23 protein-coding genes are annotated in these 24,526 nt (G+C 48.8%); 14 read left to right on the plus strand and 9 right to left on the minus strand.

What is annotated here, in order from left to right; all coding sequences use genetic code 11:
* Positions 1–133: 133 nt before the first annotated feature.
* The 7 genes from DEP07_RS15025 to DEP07_RS15055 form a co-directional block, all read right to left on the minus strand.
* Positions 134–1,279 carry a VanZ family protein gene (locus DEP07_RS15025; protein WP_280648791.1) on the minus strand — a complete coding sequence of 382 codons (1,146 nt, stop codon included), beginning with the start codon at positions 1,277–1,279 and terminating at the stop codon, positions 134–136.
* A 184-nt stretch (positions 1,280–1,463) separates the two neighbouring features.
* The gene (locus DEP07_RS15030; RefSeq protein ID WP_242773498.1) at positions 1,464–2,279 is read right to left on the minus strand and encodes an alpha/beta hydrolase; all 816 of its coding nucleotides are present in this window, start codon (positions 2,277–2,279) and stop codon (positions 1,464–1,466) included.
* On the minus strand, positions 2,276–3,298 hold the full coding sequence (locus tag DEP07_RS15035) for an ABC transporter substrate-binding protein (RefSeq protein ID WP_287102677.1): 1,023 nt from the start codon (positions 3,296–3,298) through the stop codon (positions 2,276–2,278). The genes DEP07_RS15030 and DEP07_RS15035 overlap by 4 nt, the downstream gene beginning before the upstream one ends.
* Positions 3,299–3,359: 61 nt before the next feature.
* A complete protein-coding gene (locus DEP07_RS15040) occupies positions 3,360–4,547 on the minus strand; it encodes an ABC transporter substrate-binding protein (RefSeq protein WP_173597218.1) in 1,188 nt (395 codons plus the stop codon).
* Positions 4,548–4,855: 308 nt separating this feature from the next.
* Positions 4,856–5,857 (minus strand): ABC transporter substrate-binding protein, encoded by a 1,002-nt coding sequence (locus DEP07_RS15045; protein ID WP_173598930.1) that lies wholly within the window; start codon positions 5,855–5,857, stop codon positions 4,856–4,858.
* A 130-nt stretch (positions 5,858–5,987) separates the two neighbouring features.
* Positions 5,988–6,758 (minus strand): SMI1/KNR4 family protein, encoded by a 771-nt coding sequence (locus DEP07_RS15050; protein ID WP_229049778.1) that lies wholly within the window; start codon positions 6,756–6,758, stop codon positions 5,988–5,990.
* Positions 6,759–7,026: 268 nt separating this feature from the next.
* Positions 7,027–8,571 carry a malate:quinone oxidoreductase gene (locus DEP07_RS15055; RefSeq protein WP_287102685.1) on the minus strand — a complete coding sequence of 515 codons (1,545 nt, stop codon included), beginning with the start codon at positions 8,569–8,571 and terminating at the stop codon, positions 7,027–7,029.
* A 691-nt stretch (positions 8,572–9,262) separates the two neighbouring features.
* Between DEP07_RS15055 and DEP07_RS15060 the strand changes: the two genes are divergently transcribed.
* From DEP07_RS15060 to DEP07_RS15120, 13 genes are all read left to right on the plus strand, one after another.
* Positions 9,263–9,718 carry a tellurite resistance TerB family protein gene (locus DEP07_RS15060; protein ID WP_063231626.1) on the plus strand — a complete coding sequence of 152 codons (456 nt, stop codon included), beginning with the start codon at positions 9,263–9,265 and terminating at the stop codon, positions 9,716–9,718.
* Between the two features lie 88 nt (positions 9,719–9,806).
* Positions 9,807–11,012, plus strand: coding sequence for an HpcH/HpaI aldolase/citrate lyase family protein (locus tag DEP07_RS15065; RefSeq protein ID WP_173597215.1), 1,206 nt, complete (start codon positions 9,807–9,809; stop codon positions 11,010–11,012).
* Positions 10,945–12,324: a phosphoribosyltransferase family protein gene (locus tag DEP07_RS15070; protein WP_287102678.1), complete on the plus strand. Its 1,380-nt coding sequence runs from the start codon at positions 10,945–10,947 to the stop codon at positions 12,322–12,324. Before DEP07_RS15065 ends, DEP07_RS15070 begins: the two co-directional genes overlap by 68 nt.
* 23 nt (positions 12,325–12,347) lie before the next feature.
* On the plus strand, positions 12,348–13,493 hold the full coding sequence (locus DEP07_RS15075; RefSeq protein ID WP_287102679.1) for a cysteine protease StiP family protein: 1,146 nt from the start codon (positions 12,348–12,350) through the stop codon (positions 13,491–13,493).
* Entirely contained in the window at positions 13,490–14,305 is an 816-nt protein-coding gene (locus tag DEP07_RS15080) for an HAD family hydrolase (protein ID WP_280648786.1), read from the plus strand. The genes DEP07_RS15075 and DEP07_RS15080 overlap by 4 nt, the downstream gene beginning before the upstream one ends.
* Positions 14,306–14,460: 155 nt before the next feature.
* A complete protein-coding gene (locus DEP07_RS15085) occupies positions 14,461–15,066 on the plus strand; it encodes a TerD family protein (RefSeq protein WP_287102680.1) in 606 nt (201 codons plus the stop codon).
* Between the two features lie 59 nt (positions 15,067–15,125).
* Positions 15,126–15,707, plus strand: coding sequence for a TerD family protein (locus DEP07_RS15090; RefSeq protein WP_063231632.1), 582 nt, complete (start codon positions 15,126–15,128; stop codon positions 15,705–15,707).
* 36 nt (positions 15,708–15,743) lie between these two features.
* On the plus strand, positions 15,744–16,328 hold the full coding sequence (locus DEP07_RS15095) for a TerD family protein (RefSeq protein WP_122962279.1): 585 nt from the start codon (positions 15,744–15,746) through the stop codon (positions 16,326–16,328).
* Positions 16,329–16,457: 129 nt separating this feature from the next.
* Positions 16,458–17,681 carry a TerD family protein gene (locus DEP07_RS15100; RefSeq protein ID WP_122962278.1) on the plus strand — a complete coding sequence of 408 codons (1,224 nt, stop codon included), beginning with the start codon at positions 16,458–16,460 and terminating at the stop codon, positions 17,679–17,681.
* A 17-nt stretch (positions 17,682–17,698) separates the two neighbouring features.
* Positions 17,699–18,598, plus strand: coding sequence for a TerC family protein (locus DEP07_RS15105; RefSeq protein WP_280648785.1), 900 nt, complete (start codon positions 17,699–17,701; stop codon positions 18,596–18,598).
* Between the two features lie 65 nt (positions 18,599–18,663).
* The gene (locus DEP07_RS15110) at positions 18,664–19,344 is read left to right on the plus strand and encodes a vWA domain-containing protein (protein WP_233454152.1); all 681 of its coding nucleotides are present in this window, start codon (positions 18,664–18,666) and stop codon (positions 19,342–19,344) included.
* A complete protein-coding gene (locus DEP07_RS15115) occupies positions 19,345–20,379 on the plus strand; it encodes an ATP-grasp domain-containing protein (RefSeq protein ID WP_287102681.1) in 1,035 nt (344 codons plus the stop codon).
* A gap of 232 nt (positions 20,380–20,611) precedes the next feature.
* Positions 20,612–21,169, plus strand: a complete 558-nt coding sequence (locus DEP07_RS15120; RefSeq protein ID WP_063231638.1) for a GNAT family N-acetyltransferase — start codon at positions 20,612–20,614, stop codon at positions 21,167–21,169.
* A 424-nt stretch (positions 21,170–21,593) separates the two neighbouring features.
* Here the strand turns inward: DEP07_RS15120 and DEP07_RS15125 are convergent, their stop codons facing one another.
* Positions 21,594–21,971, minus strand: coding sequence for a winged helix-turn-helix transcriptional regulator (locus tag DEP07_RS15125; RefSeq protein ID WP_063231639.1), 378 nt, complete (start codon positions 21,969–21,971; stop codon positions 21,594–21,596).
* Between the two features lie 124 nt (positions 21,972–22,095).
* On the opposite strand from DEP07_RS15125, the gene DEP07_RS15130 reads away from it, so the two are divergent.
* Positions 22,096–23,139: a zinc-binding alcohol dehydrogenase family protein gene (locus tag DEP07_RS15130; RefSeq protein WP_287102682.1), complete on the plus strand. Its 1,044-nt coding sequence runs from the start codon at positions 22,096–22,098 to the stop codon at positions 23,137–23,139.
* Positions 23,140–23,350: 211 nt separating this feature from the next.
* On the opposite strand, the gene DEP07_RS15135 is transcribed toward DEP07_RS15130, so the two are convergent.
* A complete protein-coding gene (locus DEP07_RS15135) occupies positions 23,351–24,493 on the minus strand; it encodes a chromate transporter (RefSeq protein ID WP_287102686.1) in 1,143 nt (380 codons plus the stop codon).
* Between the last annotated feature and the right edge of the window lie 33 nt (positions 24,494–24,526).

A 24,526-nucleotide genomic window follows, 5' to 3' on the forward strand; every position in this document is an offset into this window, starting at 1 on the left:
GTGTCCTTTTGATTGCTTCTGAGACGATTATAGCTGTCCGTACCTTACAGCGTTTTAATCCGAACCTTAACTAATCCTTAAAAAAATAACAGCAAACCTCGCTCAGAGATTTGCTGTTGCGGTTACAACGTATTCACTTTTTGCTCGGAACGATATCGGCGGCGGCATCAAAGTAGAAGGTACGCTCTCCCTTTTTCAGAAGCACAAGCAAAACGTGCAGGCAGAGAACGGCGACCATGATCGCCATGCACGCGAAGAGGACAACGGTCATCCAGACGTGGATCGGGTACAGTGCCGAATCCATCTCGATCTCCACCCGACTCAAGATTCCAATGAAAGCCGAGATTCCCCAAGGCAAGTACAAGGCAAACGTCCTTTTTAACAGCGCCTTCCACGAAGGAACCTCTCCTTGCGGGCCTGCCAGCCTGAAACGCAGCAATCTCGTTCCGACTGTCTGGCCGCCCCACAGCAGCGGAAGGACGAAGTACACAACGAGGAAACCGACCGTGGTGTACACCATCTCCATCACGTCATTGGACGAGAACAATCCGATCGTGACCAGCCAGACTGCCTGAATCAAGAAATAGTCGACCCACACTGCCAGCAATTGCGACAGCGGCGGCACCAGTCGGCTAGACTCGATTTTTGCCTTTTTCGCAAGCAGCGTCTTTTTGGACGGGAACAAGGCGAGAATGATCGGGCCAATCCAGTAGCCAGCAAGCGCTCCTGTGCTGTTCAGCATCAGATCATCTACGTCAAAAATGCGGTACGGACAATTGTAGATGCCGTAAATCCCGGTTACCTGCGTGATTTCATAGAACAGGGAGAGGGCAAAGCCGAAGCCAAATGCCTTTTTCCAATACCGCTTGTCTTGCCAAAAATAGCGCAAGTAGACCCCGAACGGCAGCAGCAGCAAGAAATTGAAGGCTGCCTGCCAGAAAGCGCTCTGCTTGAAAATTTGCATGTACGTCGCGGGATTGGACAAGACGATCGCCCCATCCTTCAACGTATCTGTGACGAAGGAAAAAGGGATCAGCGAGTAATACACGGTATCCGCTGATTGGTAGGCGCATGTGTTGCGGGACTCCGGCAAAGGCAACAGCACCAGAAACAAAGCAGACAACATATAGTACATAAAAGAATAGGCCACGATGGAAGCCCACAGGCTCAAAAAGCCGTACTTCCGATAGCTGTAGATCAGCCAGGGAATGACCAGCACGAATCCCAGCAGGATGAATGCGATAAATGCCGTTTGAATCGGTATGAAATATGCCGACATGCTGCACCTCGTTTAATAGTCTTGGACGCTGGACGCCATTTGCGCCACTGGATTGACGCCCGCCCAGCTGTACGGTTAGTCTGTCTCGGTTGACCTTACAAAAATTATCATAGATGCTCGTCAGCGTGCAACGCAAAAAAGGATCAGCTGTCATCTTTTTGACAGCCAATCCGCTTTCTTGTCTTTACTTCGGTTCTTTGCCGGACCACACAAAACGCGGCAGACGGCTAAGCATGGCAGGCAAGACCGTCACATGGTCTTCCCCTGTGAACTTTATCCACTCCAGATGAAGACCTTGCTCGGCAAGCGTCGCCATACCCGCGGCGACTTCTTCTGCGCCTTCCAGCATATCCTCCAGCTCGTCAGCGCCAATGGTCAACAACAGTTGACGCTGATACTCGCCCTGCCAGCCCGCTTTGAACTTCTGCATTTCCTTGAGCACCTCGTTGTTGGCCCACCAGACAGACGGACTGCCCGCCACGTAATGCGTAAACAATTGCGGCCTGGTGAACAGAGCATGCAAGGCAAACAATCCACCCAACGAATGGCCGACCAGCAATTGTCGGTTCGGATCAACCGGCCATTCCTTGGCAATCGCCGGCATCAGCTCAAATTCGAGAAAATCGAGAAACTGATCCGCTTCGCCATGCGGTGGCCACGGTCTGCCATCAGGCCGCTCGGGAAGCGACGCTTCGTCGACATGCATCGTAAAATCACGGCATCGCCGCTCCACATCAAACGGCTCACGTGAAGGATACCCGATGCCGACAACCAAAATGGGGTCGAAGCCTTTAGGCTTGCGAGTCTGGAGCTTGACTGCTTCGGCAAGCGTCTGGAATAGCGCATCTCCGTCCAGGGCGTAGATGACAGCATACCCGCCGGGAGGTGCCTCATCTGCTGGATTCCCGAGCAAAATCCGGTATTCCAGCTGTCTTTTCGATGTCAGCTTGTATTCGTAGCAACGCTCCGGAATATGAGGTGTTTCGATCATCTTGTTCATGGCTGCATGAACCTCACCACTTCGTCAATCACTTTGCTTTGGGCGATAAAACCGCCGCTCAGCCAGTAGTCATTGGATGTCTCAAATACGTGGCCGCTTTTCACTGCCGGGACGTTTTTCCATACGGCACTGTCCTTCAATTCCTTTAAAAATGCATCCCCCTGGTTGCCGTCGTTCACGAGAAAAATGTAGTCGGCATCCAGTTGAGGCAATATTTCCATCGATACTTCAAACGCGCCGTCTTTGACCAGCTTGCTCGGTTCAAAGCCCAAATCGTGGGCAAGCACATAGCCGCTGAAGTAATCGCTGTTCATGAAAAACATTCCTTTTGCGTTAAAGCGGATGATCGCGGCTTTTTTACCCTCTGCTTTTGCCGCAAGCTTTGCCTTTGCATCGGCTGCTTTGTCCGCGTAGTTTTTCAAAGCTTGCTCCGCCTTGTCTTCAACCCCCAGCAGTTTTCCCAACGTGCGAACCGAGCTGTTCAAATCAGTAGAGGCGCTTTTGAAAACGTAGGTGGGAGCGATTTTGGCGTATTTCTCATACGCGCCGTTTTCCGCCGAATACGAATTGTGCAAAATAATGAGATCCGGCTGCGATTCCAAAATGACTTCAAAAGAAGGGGTTCCGCCAGCGAAGCTGATCTGCGGCACGCTGCCAAGCTGGTCTTGCAAGTATTCTTGCGGGCTTACCCCGTTCGACCATTGCATCGCGGGCTTGATCCCGAGTGACAGCAGAGAATCCTCCATGACAGGTGCAAATACTTTGCCAGGCTTGGCTGGAATCGTCAGTTCATGACCAAGCTCGTCTTTTACCGTCAACGGGTAGGCAACCTCTGTCTGGGCAGTACCTTTTGCCGAATCGGTCGGAGTGCTCTCGGCTGCCGTCTGTTGCTTGCTGTCCTGTGGCTTGGCTGTTTCTGTACCGCATGCGGCAAGCAGCCCGGATACGAGCAGCACGGTTGACAGCAGAGCCATTGTTTTGTGGGCGCGACTTGGTCGCTTGCTCCATCTCTTTATCATAAATAAATCCCCCTCCTTGAATGATAACCATTCTCACAAGAAAGGATTATAGAAGAAAACATCAGGTGACTCCATGGACAGGAACAAGAGAAGAGGCTGGATTTTTCCCTGTTAGCATCAGCGTCGCTTCTTCCATCATCCGAATAATCGCCAGGGCGGAATACTCAAACCACGGGTTGGACGGAATGACGTACAGCTTGCTGTTTTTGACCGCCTCAAGACTTCTCCATTGCATGTGATACTGCAAGGAAAGCCAAAATTTTCGCGTCCGCGCGTCCGGGCAGATCAATACCAGCAGTCTGTCAGGATTAATGTGAGACAGTTGTTCAAGCGAAATCACTTCGTTGCACAGCTTTTTCTGCTCCGGGATCGTTGCCAGGGCCAAATCCTGGTACAGCATGTCGCGAATCCCCCTGTTGCTGTAAAGATAGATGTCCTCCCCGGAGATACGCAAGGTGACGAAAACGTCATTTCCAACTGCTTCGCGCACGCTTTGCCTGGCTTGCCCTGCGCTTTCCTCGTAGGCTTGCAGCCATTGCTCACAATCTGATTGTCTGTCCACCATTGCTGCCATTTCCCTAAGCTGCTCCCGCCATTTGGTTGCTTTGATTTCGACGCACTTAATCCCGGCTGTTTCAAGCTGGCTGCGAATCGCCTGGTCGTATTCATGGTGCAAAATGAGCAAATCCGGCTTGGCCAAGCTCAGCTTTCTGAGGCTTTCCTCGTCCAACTCCGTCTCCGGTGAGCTTAAATGAATTGGAATCCGGTCTTGATAGTAATAGTGGTAAAAAGGACTCCATTTCGGATCAAGCGGAGCCGCAACCGGAACAATCCCCAGTGCGAGCAGATTTCCCGTCCCGGCCGTGGACGTGACCGCTACCCGCCTTCGCGTCTCCTTGCTGTATGCGGAAGGCGATACGCCGACTGCTTTCTTGAATTTTCTGCTGAAGTAAAACTCGTCCGTGTAGCCGACTTTTCGCGCCACTTCGTGCATGTACAAATCGGAATCGCGCAGAAGCTGCTTGGCACGCCCGATGCGCAGCTCCGTCACATAATCCATCACGCTCTGTCCGTACGCTTTTTTGAACGCATCTCCAAAGTAATTGGGGCTAAGTCCGGTCAACTGGGCCAGCTCATGAATCGATATAGGTTCGGCAAAACGGCTGGCGATATACTCCCGGACTTCCGCAAGCGACAAACGAGCAGCCATGCCGCTTTCCTTGCCTTGATTCCGTTCATTCCTGAACATGCTCAGCCACCTCCTGCGCTTTTTCATAGAAAATCGGTTTTATTTATGATATTGATAATCATTTTCATATTATTACTATAGTCCATCGCCTTATCGAAGACAATCGCGGGTAGCGACCACGCGACCCTCCCCGCAAAATAACACTCCCGGCCACCCCGAGCTGCATCTGCATGGGAACTCCTTTTTGTCTTATCATTTCCATCGCGGATGATCCGCTGCCTGTTGCGCTTTGATTATGCGGCGGGTGAAAAATGAAAAGCTGCCCGCAAAAGTGGCGAGCAGCTTCTGATAACCCGGTCGGTTGACCGTTATTTTTTGTTTGCTTTCGCCGACATGACTGAAACGATTTCGTCCAGCAGCAAGTCCAAGGTCAGCGGATCATCGTAGTTGAATTTGCTATCCAAAATATACACGCGACCTTGCTGCACAGCCGGAATCGTCTTCCAGACGGAGCTGTCCATCAACTGTTGCTGGAGGGCAACCGTCTCGTTGCCACCATCCGTCAGCAGAAAAATATCGGTGCCCATATAGTCAGGGAGAACTTCGTTCGAGACATCCACGAAGCGCTCGTTTTTGTCTACAAGTTTTTGCGTTCCTGGTGACGGCTTGAAACCGAGCTGGCCGTATACCGTCGTATTCAGCCCTTGATTCCCCATCACATACATCTCTTTGCCCAAAAGCAGCAGCGATACGGCAGTCTCATCGCCTTTCAGTTGCAGCTTCTCCTTGGTCGCTTTTGCTTTTTCCTCGTACGCTTTGAACCAAGCTTCTGCCGCCTCCGTCCGTCCGAGCACATCTGCCGTAAACATCACGCGCTCTTTGGTCGGTGTGGCATCGTCCAGCCCCGTGACGACAGTCGGTGCAATCTTCTCCAGAGCCGCCAGCCCTTTTTCATCCCAGTCGTCGAAAATGATCAGGTCCGGATTTAACGCCAATACTTTTTCCTGCGAGTATGGATAACCGACGTCTTCGATTCCTTTTATTTGTTCAGGGTAGGCAATCTGACTCGCGATGACGCTCAAGGTGGCGCCAATCGGCTTCACGCCGATCGCCAGCAAATCACCCGGATTGCTGCCGACATAAACAACCCTCTGCGCTTGAACCGGGAACTCCACTTCGCGTCCCTGCACGTCTTTTACGACTTTTGTAGCCGGTTTTGTATCGGGAGCAGCGTCTTTGCTTGTCTCGGTACCCGCATTCGCTTTTCCAGCATCAGGTGTGGCAGGTGCAGTCGTTGCGCCGCAAGCTGACAAAAACGCCATCACGAGCAGCAGACCGAGCAGAGAAAGCAGGCGTTCCTTTTTAAACATAGCTGAATCAAAGCCCCTCTCTATTAATGAATAACGATCAATAAAGAAAATGATAATCATTATCACTAAAAGAGTATACATCAAGTGCTCATGCGGGTAAATAAAAAGAAAGCCCTATGCTCCCACCAGCCTATCTTTGCACAAATTCCGTAAAACTGATTTCGCTTACCTCGTACTCCGCACCTATGCTGGCCAGCTCGTTTGCGACCTTGGCAGCGACTGACTCCAGTCCTTTGAACACGAGCAGAGGAGCCGCTTCCAGATGAGCTTTTGCTTGCCCGTAATCGCATTTGAACCATTTTTTGATGAACAGCAGCGTCTTGAGCTTGTCAGCACCCGCACCTGTGATCATGACTTTGTTGTATATAAAGTCTTCCATCTCTTCTACGTCTGTTTCCGTGATGCTCCGCGGTCGCAGAGCGCTGCGCAGCAACTCCGCCAGATTGTCGTACGCGACAGCAAAATCCCAGACTCCCCTGCCGTGTTCTGCGGTATAAATCACGGTGTCGCCTCTGGACAGATCGATGCAGTATGGATCGCCCTCGTCGTTAGCAATCACCAAAAAGCTTTTCGGCCAGTCCTCTATCACTTCATCTGTCACCGGATTGTAGTTGTACCCGAGCTGGCCATCCGGCAAATCCTTTGCCCCGTATATATCCAGGTTGATATAATCATCCGTGCTCCAGGACACAGATTGTGGAACATAGTGCTGCAAAAAGTACACGTACTCCTCAGGCAGCGTCCATGTTTCCGTCACGCTTTTGATTGCTTGCTCGTCTGCTTCGGCAAGCAGTTGCATCGGATGTTTCGCGTAAAAGTCAGGGTCTTGTTCGCACATTGCTTGCACGACTGACCGCATCTGAGAAAGGATAGCATCGATTTGCGAATATACAGGTTCCACGCGGTTCACCACTTTGTCTGAAAATTGTCTCCCGAAATGACTCTCTTTCTTTTTCCACCATTCTCCAACATATTCCTTTGAAATCAGGGAAGTCTTTGAAAATGCTACTTGCGGCCTATCCGTAGCAATCCCATGCCAGCCTGTCATCGACGAACAGACGAGCGGCTGACCAAGCAAACAGCCAAAATAAAACGGCCTCTCATCCCGCAACGCAACATGCAGGAGAAAGGCCGCTTGCTTATGATTGGATTAAAGAACCGTCTGCCGTCTACTGGACAGCAACCAGTTTGTTGTCAAGCCCCAGCGTCTTTGCTGTGTTTACATGAATGTCATGCAACAGCTCTGGATTGTCCATCAAAGACATGCCATAAGAAGGAATCATTTCTTTAAACTTCACTTCCCACTCGGTTACATGTTGCGGGAAGCATTTTTTGAGGACTTCCAGCATGACAGATACTGCGGTAGAAGCACCCGGAGATGCCCCCAACAAAGCTGCGATCGAACCATCGCCAGCCGTGATGACTTCCGTACCGAACTGGAGCGTTCCTTTGCCGCCAACTTCGGTATCTTTGATTACCTGTACGCGCTGACCGGCAACAACCATATCCCAGTCTTCGCTTTTCGCATTCGGAATAAACTCGCGCAGCTCTTCCATGCGTTGTTCTTTCGAAAGCATGACTTGCTGAATCAGGTATTTGGTCAATGACATCTCTTTCGCGCCTGCTGCCAGCATCGTCATCACGTTGTTCGGTTTGACAGAAGTGATCAAATCGAACATGGAGCCGGTTTTCAGGAACTTAGGCGAGAAGCCAGCAAATGGCCCGAACAGCAACGATTTTTTATTGTCGATATAACGTGTGTCCAAATGAGGTACGGACATCGGCGGAGCGCCGACCTTGGCTTTACCGTATACTTTTGCATGATGTTGCGCCACAATATCCGGGTTTTTACAGACCATAAAAATACCACTTACCGGGAAGCCGCCAATGCGTCTTCCTTCCGGGATACCGGATTTTTGCAGCAAGTGCAGGCTTCCGCCCCCACCGCCGATAAAGACGAACTTCGCTTTATGGCGTTGAACACTGCCGTTATGCAGGTTTTTCACTTTCAGCTCCCAAGAACCGTCGCTGGCCCGCTTGAGGTCATCAACGCTGTGCTCGTAGTTCACTTCAACGTCTTTGCTCTTCAAGTGATCAAACAGCATACGCGTCAAGGCCCCAAAGTTGACATCCGTTCCAGAGTCGATCTTTGTGGCAGCAATTGGCTCGTCGGAGTTGCGGCCTTCCATCACAAGCGGAATCCATTCCTTCAGTTTTTCTGGAGAATCGGAGAACTCCATGCCTTGGAACAAAGGATTGTTTGCCATCGCTTCGAAACGTTTCTTCAAAAACGATACATTTCTCTCCCCTTGCACCAAACTCATATGGGGCAATGGCATAATGAAATCTTGCGGATTGCTGATCAGCTTGTTGTTCACCAGATAAGACCAGAACTGCATGGAAACTTGGAACTGCTCATTGATCTTGATTGCTTTGCTGATGTCGACCGATCCGTCTTTCTTTTCGCTGGTGTAGTTCAGCTCACAGAGTGCAGCATGCCCAGTTCCTGCATTGTTCCACTCGTTGGAGCTTTCCTCTCCTGCTTTTGAGAGCTTTTCAAACACTGTAATTTTCCAGTCTGGTACTAATTCCTTCAGCAGTGACCCCAGGGTCGCACTCATGATGCCGGCACCAATTAAGATAACGTCTGTTTGCATTTGTCTGCTACTCATTTTTACCGTCCTAACTCGCTGGTATTTGGAGAAAAGATGCAGGCGGCTCCTGATCTGGCCCCGTTGCAAGTCAGGGTGCTACCTAGTACACACCTTTTCTGGAATAATTACAACCTGTATATAGTGTAACACTTTTATCTTTAGAATAAAATATTTGCTATATATTGATAGTTATATGCTATTAAAGGTGCCTTAAATTTTAGTAATGATGCACTTTTAATAGAGACATACTGAAAAACGGTCATAAAACCTTATAAAGGCACAAAAACCAAAGCCACTGCTCGATGAGTGTTGCGGGGTTATCGGCAGGGTTCTTCCGTTATTTTGCCTTATAGCGGGATATTATATGATCGCATCGCAAAAAAGCGTTCGGGGATGTGTACAATTGCTCTGCCCCCCACGATATTCATGCCATCTACCCGTCTGGTCAAACATACATTGTAACATTCGATGGCCTGCAACAAGTAGCCTATGTCAGTCGGAACTTGATCACACAATTGTATAAAAGGATCAATTTTTACATATAGGCTGGTTGTTTGTGGAAATTTATCTGTTTTTGTCGAACGGTATTAAGCGAAAATCATGCAAAAACAGACTTTCACCAACAATAAATAATTTAAGAGAATACTGGAATTCTTACAAATCCGTTATGATTTTGCCAAATTATATCAAATGTTGTAAGATTGTAGCATAGGCGTCATAGTTTCAGAAGTTTGTTGATGGAGGTAATAAAATGTCAATTTCTGGCACATTTTCGAACTGGCTTAAAAGCACGCAATCGACCTTGCGGGACCAGGTTAAAAAGTTTCAGAATCGTGACTTTATGGATGCAGTCGTCGCGGGATGCGCATTGGTTGCCGCAGCCGATGGACAAATAGACTCCACAGAAAAACAAAAGATGGCCGCTTATATCAACCGAAGCGAAGAATTGAAAGTTTTTAATATGAACGATGTTATCGCCCGGTTCAACCATTTTGTCAGCGGATTTGAATTTGATCATGGCGTAGGCAAGATGGAAGCGCTCAAAGCAATCGGAAAAATCAAAAATAATTCGGAAGCAGCACGAGTTCTCATCAGTGTGTGTTGTGCCATTGGTGCAGCAGACGGCGATTTTGATGAGAAAGAAAAAATGGTAGTTCGGGAAATTTGCCAGACCGTTAATTTGAATCCAGGCGATTTCCAGCTGTAACCAACAAGCGGGATTGCCTTATACCAGAGGCAGTCTTGTTTTTTTATCGTATGGCGAATTGGGATGAAGAGGGGAGTCGTTTCTTTTTATGCGGCATTTTGATTACTTGCTAGAAGATGAAAGAGCAGAACTGTTCAGTATACACCCTCTTCCGATCAATCGAAGTACCGAAAAGGAAGTGCTTGCCCACGCACTGGGAGCAACGCTCTATATGCCAGCCATGCGGGCTACCATCTCCCAGGACGTCATGACCAAAAAACACGAAGGCTTGATTTCGATGGTGATTTGCCTGGAAGACGCCATCGGTGATCATGAGGTGCCAGAGGCGGAGCAATCGCTGATTCGGCAAGTGCGCGATATTTCCAGCCAAATGCGGCACGGCTTGATCCACCAGGACGATATTCCGATCATGTTCGTGCGGGTACGGGATGTCGCCCAAATGAACCGGATTGTCGATGAGCTGCAAGAAGACTTGATTTGCCTGACAGGGTTTGTGTTCCCGAAGTTTACCAGCCACAACGCAGAAGAGTATCTGGAGGCGCTGGAATCCTGCAATCGGCATGTTTCCTTTCCCGTGTACGGCATGCCCATTCTGGAATCTGCCGACGTTATTTACAAAGAGACCCGGACAGCCGAGCTGCTCTCTATCAAAAATACGATAGACAAATATCGGCACCTCGTTCTGAACGTGCGCATGGGAGCAACCGACTTTTCCAGCCTGTTCGGATTACGCCGGGGGCCGGACGTGTCGATTTACGATATTTCCACGATTCGCGACTGCATCGGCGACATCGTCAACATGTTTACCCGCCAGGGCAGCGAGCACGTCGTATCAGGTCCGGTCTGGGAGTATTTTGGAACCGGAGAAAGATTGCTGAAACCGCAACTTCGCCAGTCTCCTTTTGAACAAAAACTCGGCGGTTCATCCGGGAGAAGGCTTCGCCAACAACTGTTGAATCACTGGCAGGACGGGCTGATCAAGGAAGTGTTGCTGGACAAGGAAAACGGCCTGACTGGCAAAACCATTATTCACCCGAGCCACATCAAAATTGTCCACTCCCTTGCAGTGATTACACGAGAAGAATACGAGGATGCCTGTACCATCCTGCAAAGCCAGACAAACGGCGTGACCAAGAGCCAATATGCCAACAAGATGAACGAAATCAAGCCGCATACGAGCTGGGCGAAAAAAATCATGATCAAATCAAAAGTGTACGGGGTGTTCCATGAACATAACAACTTTATCAACCTCCTCGCCCGAACATCAAATATTCAACTTCAATATTCTCGGTAATCTGGACATCACCATCCGCGTTCAGCAAAATCCGTATCAACTCCCGCCGGAAGCACTGTTTCAGATGGCTGCCCGCATTAACAAAAAACGAAGCTTTCTGTTTGTCAGCAAAGTTCTCGGCAAGCATTTGCCCGTTCGTCCCGCCACATCTGTGCTGAGCGGAATGGCATTGGCCGCCCGGCTCCTCGAAGAACGGTACTCCCTCGAAGTCGCAGAGCTGCCCGCGATTGTGCAAGGGATCGTCCATCAGGAAAAAAGCGATGAGATTCTTCACCAGCTGCTGCTGCATCCTTTTGAATTGCCCGAACCGTTGTTGTTCATCGGCTTTGCGGAGACGGCTACGGCACTTGGACACAGCATGTTCAGTGCGTTTGGCAGCAAGACCGAATACATTCATACGACCAGGGAGCGCATCAATGAGCTTCCGTCCACGATTGACTTTGAAGAAGAGCATTCCCACGCAGTAGCTCATCACTTTTATCCGGTAAATAAAAACTTGCTACGTTCTGAGTGCCCAATCGTATTAGTAGATGATGAGATTACGACTGGCAAGACAGCGTTGAACATCATTCGCGAGATTCAGCGTCACTTCCCGCGAAAGCAATACATCGTCGCTTCCTTGCTGGATTGGCGTTCCCAAGAGGATCATCGCAAATTCCAGGAGCTTGAAGCCGAATTGGACATCAAAATCACGGCCATTTCTCTGCTCAAAGGGGAGATTGAAGTAAACGGAGCAATAGGCGAGCAACCGACACAGCAAACAATCGTTGCCTCTGCCCACGCAGGCACAGCCCCGGTTGTTATCCCGCTGGAAACGGCTGCGCTGACCAAACTGTCCTTTTCTTCCATCACTCCGTCAGGGTTCATCAACACACAACCATACTTGCTGGAAACGGGCCGCTTCGGAATAACAGCCGAGAAGCAGCGTGAATTGCACGGCACACTTCGCGAGTTGGGACAAGCTTTGCAGCAATACCGCACAGGCAGGGCCTTATGTATGGGAACGGGCGAATTTATGTACGTTCCGATGATGATCGCCGCTTTTATGGGCGACGACGTCTTGTATCAATCGACGACGCGAAGCCCCATCCATCCGGCAGCAAAAGAGGCTTATGCCGTGCAAAATGCATTTTCCTACGAGAGCCCCGATGATCCTGCCATTCCCAACTTTATTTACAACATCCCGGAGCAGCCGTATAGCGAGTTGTTCCTGTTCCTTGAACGCGGGACGAGCGATGAGCGGCTGAACAGTTTGTATGCAGCTTTGGCTCAACTGCCGATTCCGCACAAGTATGTCGTCATGTTTTGCTAACAGCCAAGAGAGGGGGAAACCGCATGGATCGAGGATCAGTATACGCTGTAGAACTTATGAAGCCGTCCCAAATGGGGAGCTATCCAGCAGAAGATGTTACCTTCCTGTTGAAAGATATCAGCGAATTGATGGAAGAAACCAACACGGAAGACCGCGAAGAACTGATTCAGGCAGGCACCCACTATTCGGAAATGCTTCCTGTTGAGTATCAGCCTTCTGCCGAGTACATCTCCTTGTTTCATCACGCCTTGCAGACGACGGCACGCAAAGTGGCGCTGGCGTCAGCAGTCGTAGCTGAATTGATTCTGGCGCGAAAAGGCAGGGAGCTTGTGCTGGCCTCACTGGCGCGGGCCGGGACGCCCATTGGTGTTTTGATCCGCCGCTATTTGCGCCAAATTCATCAGCTCGATGCACCTCACTACAGCATTTCGATCATTCGCGGCAAAGGCATTGACGAAAACGCGCTGCACTACATTCTGGAACAGCATCCGGGCAAAAAGATTCAGTTCGTGGATGGCTGGACGGGAAAAGGGGCGATTACGTCCGTGTTGCACGAGGCGATATCCCGTTTCAATCAAAAGTACCTGCTGCGGCTTGATGCCGATCTGGCTGTACTCGCTGACCCGGGGCATTGCGTCCAAACATTTGGCACCCGCGAAGACTTTTTGATCCCCAGCGCTTGCCTGAACTCGACTGTGTCCGGCTTGATCAGCCGTACCGTCCACCGCGATGATCTCCTTGCAACTGGCGAATTTCATGGAGCCAAATTTTATCGGGAATGGATCGCAGAAGATGTCTCGAACTTGTTCGTCGATACGATCTCGGCCCATTTTGCCGATATTGCCGCCGAAGCCAAGGAACAAGCAGCCGAATTGATCCGCCATGAAGACGACTACGTGCCAACCTGGAAAGGAATGCACGATATTTCGCGGATTCAGCAGGAACTGGAAATAGATGATGTCAATTTGATCAAACCGGGGGTTGGTGAAACGACTCGCGTACTCTTGCGCAGAGTGCCGTGGAAAATCCTCGTCGATTCAGTCGACAACCCGAATCTTGCCCATATCATCATGCTCGCCAAAGACAGGGGTGTATTGGTGGAGGAACGTTCGGATATGAGCTATTCCTGCTGCGGCATTATCCGACCGATGAGAGGGGAAAACCAATGATTTTTGCCAGCGATCTGGATCAGACGCTCCTGTACGGAACGCGCTTCCTTGCAGACCATACACAACCGTTTCAGGTGGTCGAGGTGCTGGACGGCGCGCCTATCTCGCACATGTCTGACCTGGCGATTCACTTGCTTCATGAGGTGCACTTGCAGTGTTTGTTTGTACCAGTGACTACAAGAACGATTGAGCAGTATAAGCGCATTGCCATTTTCCAAAACGAGCTTGTACCGCGCTATGCCATTACGAGCAACGGCGGCCATGTGCTTCGTGACGGACAAATCGACGAGCAATGGAGCCATCAGGTGCGCAGTAAAATGATCAACGAATGCGCAGCAATCCACGACATGCTGGCAGGCTTCGCCCAGATCAGCCACGAGCAGTGGGTCATCCGCGAGCGAATGGCTGAAGATTTGTTTTTCTACAGCATCATCGATCGCGAAAAAATGCCTGTCGACGAACTGCGCGACTTCGAACAGTGGGTCACTGAGCAAAACTGGAGCATGTCCATTCAAGGCCGAAAGCTCTACCTCGTACCGCAAGCCGTAAACAAGCGCGATGCTTCCCTGTACGTGTGCGCATTGGAGCAAGACGATCGGATGATTGCTGCTGGCGATTCCCTGCTGGACATGCCGCTTTTGGAAGCAGCACACCTCGCTGTCGTTCCTCCACACGGGGAAATCTATCAGCTTCGCGGCCACAATGATGCCGTAGCCAGCTTTCATTTTACGCAAGCATCAGGAATGAGCGCTTCCGAGGAGATTTTGCAGACGGTTCTCGCCTCCTTGCGCCAGGAGCTGCGAGCACGCTAGACAAGAAACGCGGGAAATCGACCGAAAAAGTTACAAATCAGGCATAAATTGAAGTTTTTTGCAAATTTATGTAGATTTTATCGTCATGCAATGAAATAATCGAATTGTAATCTGCAAAAGAATGGGTGAAAACCCGGACAGAGTGGAGGGTGTACATGTCAGTTATCAGTTTGCAAAAAGGGCAAAAAATTGACCTGACCAAAGGAAATGCTGGCTTGAGCAAAGTGCTGGTTGGACTTGGTTGGGACCCGGTGAAAAAATCGGGAGGACTGCTTGGCGGACTGTTTGGTGGTGGACAAGCCAACATCGATTGCGATGCTTCTGTCATCATGCTGAACGAAAACGGAAAATTTACAAAAGAAACAAATCTCGTCTATTTCGGAAATAAGAGAAGTGGTTGTGGCAGCGTCGTTCACTCCGGAGACAATTTGACGGGTGATGGCGAGGGGGACGATGAACAAATTTCTGTCGAGCTTTCCCGCGTCCCTGCCGATGTACACAAACTCATTTTCGTTGTAAATATTTACGATTGCGTCAGCCGTCGCCAAGATTTCGGGATGATCGGCAACGCGTATATCCGCATCATGAATCCATCTACCACCCAGGAACTGTGCAAATTCAACCTGACAGATAACTACGCAGGGAAAACGTCGCTAATCGTGGGTGAATTGTATCGCCACTCTGGTGAATGGAAATTTGCTGCTATTGGTGAAGGAACAGCAGATACTTCGATTTCCCATCTTGTCGGACGATACACATAGCTCTTTGCCGGTTGTACTTCCCATCACAATAAAACCCCAATTATTAGGAGGAATCACACATGGCCGTTTCATTGCAAAAAGGACAAAAAGTAGATTTGACCAAAACAAACCCTGGCTTGACCCAAATCAAAGTCGGTCTTGGTTGGGACACCAACAAGTACGATGGCGGCGGCGAATTTGACCTCGATGTATCCGTATTCCTGCTGAATGAACTCGGAAAAGTGGAAGACGACAAACATTTCGTATTCTTCAACAACCCGCAAAGCCCTGACGGCTCCGTGGTTCACTCCGGAGACAACCGCACTGGCGCTGGAGACGGCGATGACGAAGTAATCGAAATCGACCTGTCCAAAGTATCCGCAAGTGTACAAAAGGTTGCTTTCACCATCACAATCTACGACGCGGCTACCCGCAACCAAAACTTCGGTCAAGTATCCAATGCGTATGCGCGTGTACTGAGCGCAAGCAGCGGCGAGGAACTGATCCGCTACGACCTCGGCGAAGATTTCTCCGTTGAAACTGCTGTAGTTGTTGGCGAACTGTATCGTCATGGAAGCGAATGGAAATTCAGCGCAGTGGGTGCAGGCTACAAAGACGGTCTCGCAGGACTGGCTCGCGATTACGGTGTAAACATCGGTTAATAACCCATTACGATTTGTGGAAAGGATGAACTCCCCATGTCAGTAATCAGCTTATCCAAAGGTCAAAAAATTGATCTGACGAAAGGTAATCCTAACCTGACCAAATTAGTCGTTGGACTTGGTTGGGACACGAACAAATACAATGGTGGCTCTGATTTCGACCTTGACGCTGCGGCGTTTTTGCTCCGTGCAGGCGGCAAAGCGACTGGCATTCAAGACTTTGTTTTCTACAACAACATGCAAGGCGGCAACGGCTCCGTTACGCACACAGGCGACAACCTGACAGGTGAGGGCGACGGGGACGACGAGCAAATCAAAATCGATCTGACCAAAGTACCAGCGGAGATCGAAAAAATCGCCATTACTATCACGATTCACGATGCCGAAGCGAGAAGACAAAATTTTGGACAAGTCTCCAACGCCTTCGTTCGCGTCGTTGATGAAACGACAAACCGCGAAGTTCTCCGCTACGATCTGGGCGAGGATTTCTCCGTAGAAACGGCTATCGTCGTGTGCGAACTGTATCGCCACCAGGGCGAATGGAAGTTTGCTGCTGTAGGCAGCGGTTTCTCCGGCGGACTTAAAGCGCTTTGCAATAACTTCGGATTACAAGCAGGGTAATTCGTCAACCTGAGGATGCTAGTTTGATAGTAGGGACTAGCATCCTTTCTTGCTTTTTTTAAGCTGGACACAATGCGGCGACGCCATGCTTTTGGCCAAGCCAAGTTTTCGAAGATAAAGGTGATAGTGATGACGATGACGATTGTGAAGGGGCAAAAAGTCGATATTACTAAGCAGTTTCCGGGATTGAGCAAAGTAATTGTCGGCCTTGGCTGGCGCGCTGGCAACGGAATTGAGCTGGATGCATCGGCTTTTCAACTGGGCGCGTCCGGGAAAGTGAACCGTGAGGAAGATTTCATTTTCTACGGAAACCCCAGATCAGTAAACGGAGCGGTTTCCTTGCGCGACGGCTCTGGAGATAATCAGCAATTCGAACTGGACCTTGCGGCAATAACATCCGACGTGGAAAAGATCGCTTTTACCATTACGATTTACGATGCCATTACACGCGGACAAACGTTCCGTCAGGTTTCCGATCTTTATTTGCGGATCATGCACCCCGTGACCTTTGTTGAAATGATCCGGTTCCCATTAGTTGATTTCACTACGGAAAATTCGATTGTGACTGGTGAATTGTATCGCTACAAGGGTGAATGGAAGTTCAATGCGATCGGGAGCGGCTTTAACGGCGGGCTGGCTGCCTTGTGCGGAAACTTTGGCGTGGAAGTGGCACAGGAACAACCATCTTCTCCACCACCACCTCCTCCAGCGCCGCCAAAGGTTGAGCAACCGCCGGAACCGCCTATCAATCTGTCCAAAGTAGAGCTGACGAAAAAAGGCGAAACAATCAGCCTGCGCAAATCGAGCGGAGCACTTGGGCAAATCAGCGTGAACCTGAACTGGAACAGAAAAGTCAAAAAATCTATCGGGTTTTTAGGTTTTGACAAATCTTCTGGCATCGATCTCGACCTCGGCTGCTTGTATGAGTTGTCAGACGGATACAAAGGGTGCATTCAAGCGCTTGGCAGGAAGTTTGGCCAATACACGGACTTCCCGTTCATCGAGCTGGATGGTGACGACCGCACGGGAGCCAGAACAGATGGGGAGAACCTCCGCATTAACGGCAACCAAGTACGCGAGTTTAGTCGGGTTCTGATCTTTGCCTACATTTACGATGGTGTGGCAAAATGGGCGGAAACAGACGGTGTTGTCACGATCAAACAAGCGGACAACCCGGAAATCGTCGTCCGCATGGATGTTCATGACCCGCGCAAGATCATGTGCGCCATTGCCATGATTGAGAGAAAAGACGATACGTTCCAAATCAAGCGCCTGGTCGAATACTTCAATGGACACGAACAAATGGATCGCCACTATGGTTGGAACATGCGTTGGGCCGCAGGCAGCAAATAGCGTAGGAGGAAGACAAAATGGAATTTTTGAATGGGCTGATTGAAACCTATTCAAGCTTTTTCTCGTGGGAAGTCTTGCAAGGAGTATTAACGAACCCTGCCAACTGGACCATTATTCTCTCATTGGTCATTCTGGAAGGTTTGCTGTCAGCAGACAATGCACTTGTACTGGCAGTCATGGTCAATCATTTGCCAGAAAAACAAAAGAAACGCGCCTTGTTTTACGGCTTGCTCGGCGCCTATTTATTCCGTTTCCTGGCGATCGGCTTAGGGGTCTTCTTAGTCAAAATGACGGCGATCAAAGTAATGGGTGCCCTCTACTTGCTCAAAATCGCGGCCGATTACTTCGTTGGTGAAAACGAGAAAGCCCAAAAAGCAATCAATGTATTGCTCTATCTGGGAATGGCGGCATGCTTGTACTTCATTCCAATCCTGGCGGTACAAATCCTCGGTGGATTGCTGATCGTCTGGCTGCTCTACCGCGTATTCAAAAGTGGCAACGACGACGAACCAGAAATCGAGAACAAAGGAAAAGGTTTCTGGAAAACGGTACTTGCTGTTGAGATGATGGATATCGCCTTCTCCATCGACTCTGTTTTGGCTGCCTTTGGTGTCAGCAACCAGGTTTGGGTACTGTTCCTCGGTGGGATTCTCGGCGTCCTGATGATGCGGGGTGTCGCTCAAATCTTCCTGAAGCTGATCGCACGTATTCCTGAATTTGAAACGACAGCGTTCGTACTGATTGCGCTCATCTCTGTGAAAATGTTCCTGGGCGCAGCTGGCTTCCACATCGAGTCTTACATCTTCTTCGGTGTTCTCGTTCTCACCTTCCTCGCTACATTCATCGTGCATAGGGCGAAAAAGCGCAAACACAAAGATCAAGATGCTTCAAAAGACAAAGTTGCGGAAACAGCATGATAGAAAAGGCAGAAAGCGAGGTCAACAGACACTCGCTTTTCTTTTCGAAAAAAGGAGGCTAGATGATGATATCGTTTGTTAAAGACGTGCAGGTGGTCCTGGAAAAGAAAAAGCTGCAACAGGTGAAGGCACGGGTTGCCCTGGTCCTCGATATAACCGGCTCGATGCGTCCGTACTATAAAAACGGGACGGTGCAAAAGGTAGTAGAACGCATTTTGGCAGTAGCCAGCCAGTTTGACGATGACCAGACACTCGACGTATGGGTCTATGATCATCGCTTCTCCCGACTTCCATCCGTAACTGAGCAAGACTTTGAAAACTACGTAAACCGTGCCATCCTCGAAAACGCCGCTGTTGAAAAGTTCGGCCGGAACGACGAGCCGTTAGTCATGCGCGATATTATCGCCAAATATACGCAAGAAGAGCCGAGCAGTCTGCCCACCTACATCACGTTCATCAACGATGGCGGCGTGAAAAAAGGGGCAAATGAAGCTGGCGATTCCGTTCAGAAGCTGATCATCGAGTCAGCCACAAAGCCGCTGTTTTGGCAATTCGTAGGGATCGGCAACGCAGATTTCGGCGTGTTGAAAAAGCTCGATACAATCGAAGGACGCTTTGTCGATAACGCCAACTTTTTTCAAATCGATAACATCGACACGATTTCAAACGCAGCTCTCTACGACCTGCTGCTGAACGAGTTCCCGCTTTGGCTGGAAGAAGCAAAACAAAAAGGAGTTTTGGCTTAAATGAAAAAACGGCTCTGGTTCAATCGGACTTTTGCTACGGCGTATCCAATCGTTGAAATGATTCGCAATAACCCTGACAATATCGCCTTCGAGATTTTTGTGACTCACCCGAAACGCCATAGCGTGATGCTGCAAATCGCAGACTATGCTGAACTGGAGCCGACACTCGATGTACCGCAATACATCGACTATTGCCTGTCGTTTTGTCAAAAGCACAAGATTGACGTATTTCTCCCCAACTATCGCCTCGTGGAAATCTCCCAGCATATCGAGGAATTTGAACGGCTGGGCACACAGGTTATGATCGCTCAGGAACATCAGTTGTTGGAGGACATCTCGGATAAAGGCAAGTTGTTTCAACTGTTCCAAGACGTGCCGGAAGTACCGCTTCCCGCGTATCAGATTGTGAACACGGCCGAGCAGTTCCAGTCTGCCTATGAACAGCTCAAGCAAAATGGCGACAAGGTGTGCTTCAAGCCTGCCCGTGGCGAAGGCGGGGCGGGATTTTATGTAGTGGAAGATCAGCTCGATCCGTTTGATCGCCTGTTTCGATCAGCCCACTATCAGATCACGCCAGAAGAAGCGCTCCGCGTGCTGTCCACGCGCGAGGCTTTTGACGACATCATGGTTATGGAGTATTTGGACCAGTATGAATACAGCATCGACTGCCTCGCCTACGGAGGACAATTGCTGGCAGCAGTGCCGCGCAAAAAAGTCGAGGGCCGTATTCGCAAGCTGGAACATAACGAAGAGTTGCTGAGCATAGCCGAAGCAGTACAGCAACAGCTCCAGCTTTCCTACCTGTACAATGTGCAAATCAAATACAAAGACAACGTACCGAAGCTCCTGGAAATCAATCCGCGTGCTTCCGGCGGAATGTATGCATCTTGCCGCTCCGGGGTGAACTTCCCGTACTTGGCACTGAAACTGCTGTTGACCGGAAAAGCGGACGTGCCTGTACCGAAGCTGGATATTCTCACGACTCATGTGGAGCGCGAGATTGAATTAGTGAATATAAAAGACGTTTTTCTGTAGACGCGGATTGCCTTGTCATAAACCCATTACGTCATTCAAATCGTTTCAGATCAATGTCAACCGACGTCCTACTGATAAGACAACTTCCAGTTATCAGGAAAATCGTTATTGATTTCATGATTGGGACAGCTTGAATATCCACATGACAAAAGATATAAATGAAGAGAAGGAGATCGCTGGAAAAGATTCACTGCGAGCGCAAAAGTTGCTTATTTTAAAGGGAGGTAAGGATATGTTGACCGGGAAAAACGTGAATCTTCGATTGATTCACGAGGAGGATTTGCCAGAATTGCTTGCTCTGATGAATAATTTGCATCAGAGAGGGGACTACCTGGGAATCGAGCTGCATCATGAAACGAAAATACAAAAGTACTACACAGAGGCAGGCTTTTGGGAAAAAGATTTTGGCAGAATGTTGATTGCAGACAAGTCCGGTCGCATGTTGGGAGCGATCACGTTCTTCAAGGGAGTAGGCGACAGCGAAGGATATGAAATCGGCCTTCAAATCTACAGAGAGGAGGATCGCAGGAAAGGCCACGCGACAGAAGCGCTCCGGTTGTTTTGCTCCTACCTGTTTGAGCTAAAGCCAATCCAGCGGCTTCAAATATGCACAGTGAAGGAAAATGCAGCAGCGAGAAGAATTGCCGAAAAATGCGGTTTTGTCTTGGAAGGAACGATGAGAAAAGCGTTCTTCGCACGAGGGAAATACCATGACCTGGATTTCCTGTCTATGATGAGAGAGGAATGTCCTCCGCTTTCGGAAGTGTTGGTCACAGAAGTAGTTTCCTGAATTTAATGAATTTTGGATTTAACTCATCTATCTCATTTACGATATTCCACCCCTATGACATCCCCATGCTATCCTCCTCTTAAAATGATCGGAGTGGCTATTATCTTAATAGTCAAGGATGAAATTCCTATCAATGAGCGAATGAAAAGAAATTTTCCAGAAGTAGGACATGGATGCATTTCCGCTATGAACGGAAGAACAGCATCTGAAAAGACACTGTTCATCGAGCCAAAAAAAGCTTGAATGAACTAAAGGATTTTCATGCTGTAGCAAGCCGCGGGATTGAGATCGATAGATCTCAATCCCCTCACTCCTTCAGCCATATGCGTATCTGTCCGGGAAAAAGAGACACTTGCACTTCTAAGAGCAATCAGCTTGTCTATTCCACCCGACAGGCAATTATACTAAGGAGCCCCACTTCCCTTTAGCTCTCCTCCTCTTGTATCGTTCGATTTTCAGTAAGCCGTACTTTATAAGACTCCCCCCATGCTTTCATTGACATAATGATCGGTTCCAAAGTGCTTCCGAAATCAGTAAGGGAGTATTCCACTCTCGGAGGAACCTCTTTATATATTTCGCGATGAATGATGCCATCCCGTTCAAGCTCTCTTAACTGCATTGTGAGCATAAACTGCGTTATTCCCGGATTGAGGCGCCTTAATTGATTGAATCTTTTCGTTCCGTTTAGGAGCTGATAGAGAATGATCCCCTTCCATTTTCCACCAATAACATCCAGCGTTGTTTCAACCGGACATGCTTGCATATCCGGACTTGCTCCATATTTGTTTCTCCGGTCTCCCATCAGCTTATCCCCCAATGGTTTGATTTTTAATACTATACCATAAAAATATGCGTACTTACTTAAAGTAATTGCGTCCATTTACAATGCAACTATACAACATTTCCTATTTGAGAGGATGATACCCATGAATACTCACCAAAAGATGAAAGCTGTCGGCGCTAACCAATACCTCCCCATCTCCAATCCGGAAAGCCTTATTGATCTGCACTTGGATAAACCGGAACCTACAGGCCGCGATTTGCTTGTACGTGTAAAAGCAATCGCAGTCAACCCTGCAGACGTAGGCGTTCGCGAAACACATAACTACGAAGCCGAGTCACCGAAAATTCTTGGTTGGGATGCTGCTGGAATCGTAGAACAAGTTGGTCCGGACTGCCAATTGTTTAAACCTGGGGACAAGGTCTATTATGCGGGCAGTGTGTCTCGTCCAGGCAGTAACAGTGAATTTCACTTGGTTGATGAACGTATTGTGGGAAATATGCCGAGAAGTTTGGATTTCGCAGCCGCCGCTGCATTACCGCTTACCTCGATAACTGCATGGGAGGGCCTGTTTGATCGTTTGGCAATTAGCGCAAATACAGGTGAAAACAAAAACATACTGATTATCGGTGCAGCTGGAGGAGTAGGATCGATTGCCATTCAACTTGCAAAAGCAGCAGGTTTGACCGTCATCGGTACGGCTTCACGTCCAGAGTCAATTCAATGGGTCAAAAATCTCGGTGCGGATTTTACCATAAATCACAACAACGCTTTTCACCCTCAGCTCAAGGAAGTTGGCATTGACGCTGTAGATTATATCTTTTGCTTGAGTGATACTGTTCAACATCTTGAAAATATGGCGGAAGTCATCGTGCCCCAAGGTAAAATTTGCTCGATCGTTCCTGTAAATAAAGCTACCTGGGCAGGGAGCCTGACAATGGACTTGCTGTTTTCTAAAAGTGTAACATTTGTATGGGAGTTCATGTTCACACGGTCCTTGCTTCAAACCAATGACATGATGAAACAACACGAATTGTTGAATGAACTGGCGAACTTAATCGATGATGGAAAAATAAAAACCACACTGGCTGAACGACTGGAGCCCATTAATGCAGCAAACCTTCGTCTCGCGCATGAAAAGTTGGAATCCGGACGGACCATTGGGAAAATTGTTTTAGAAAACTTCTGATACTGCGAAGACGAAGTAGTCACGTTTGGTTCCAAATAGCGGTAATGTGAATAGACAGCTTTAAGGCCCCCTGCTAATGTGGGGCCTTTTTGAGTATAAACGGTATGGGGTTGGGGGCAAATTGTTTGTATCAGCAACAACTCGCTACTGTGTACGACCCTTCTCTAAAAAAGTAATCCAGCAGTTATGATTTGTTCCCCCTTGTTCGTCATTAAAGATAGCCAATAACTGTACCACCGACGGCTCCAGCAATGACCACCATCCAAGGCGGTGTCTTCCAAAAAACGAGCATAATAAAAAGTATCGCTGCCATTGTGAAATCTACAGGTGCCAATATGGAGCTTGTCCAGATTGGATTATAGAAAGCAGCTAATAAAATGCCTACCACCGCAGCATTTACGCCGACCAGTGCGCCTTGAATCTTCGAGAATCTTCTGAGCGAATCCCAGAAGGGCAAGGCTCCAACGACTAATAAAAAACCCGGTAAAAATATTGCGAAAGTAGCTACAATAGCCCCTAACCAACCATTCATAATGGCTCCAAGATAGGTGCCGAATGTAAATAATGGTCCCGGTACAGCTTGGGCAACACCATATCCGGCAAGAAAGTCTTCCTTTGACAACCAGCCGGTTGGCACTACCTCCCTTTCGAGAAGAGGAAGGACAACGTGTCCTCCACCAAAAACAAGAGAACCAGCCCTGTAAAAGCTATCAAAAACAGCAAGCCAATGGAAAGAAATTACTCCCCTTAGTAACGGTAATAAAATTAATAAGCCGAAAAATAGTAATAGGCAAGTTACCGCGAGCGGACGCTTAATAGGAGTATGGATTTTCGAAAGCTCAGTAATATTGTGATTTTTAAACAAAACCAAACCAACTAAACCCGACACAAGAATTATGATCACCTGGCTAAACACCGTTTGCCATAATAAAACAACTGCGGCAGCTAATATGGCGATAGTAGCCCTGCTTCGGTCAGGAGTAAGTTTTTGTCCCATACCTAATATTGCGTGAGCTACGATTGCTACCGCGACTAATTTTAACCCATGAATCCATCCAGCGCTTCCGATATCAAAGCCTTGTAGGAAAAGAGCAAATAGTACTAAGGCGATAATGGAAGGGAGGGTAAACCCAATCCATGCAGCTATTCCTCCCAACAACCCAGCACGCATGACCCCAATACCAATTCCGACTTGGCTGCTCGCAGGACCTGGAAGAAACTGGCATAGCGCAACTAGGTCGGCGTAGCTTTTCTCATCCATCCATTTTCTTCGCTTAATATACTCATTATGAAAATATCCAAGATGAGCAACGGGACCGCCGAAGGAAGTCAAACCAAGCTTAGTTGAAACCATTAATACCTCTATTGTGAATGCTAATCTAATTCT

It is taken from the genome of Brevibacillus sp., from assembly GCF_003521185.1.
In the GTDB taxonomy this organism is placed as follows: Bacteria; Bacillota; Bacilli; order Brevibacillales; family Brevibacillaceae; genus Brevibacillus; species Brevibacillus parabrevis.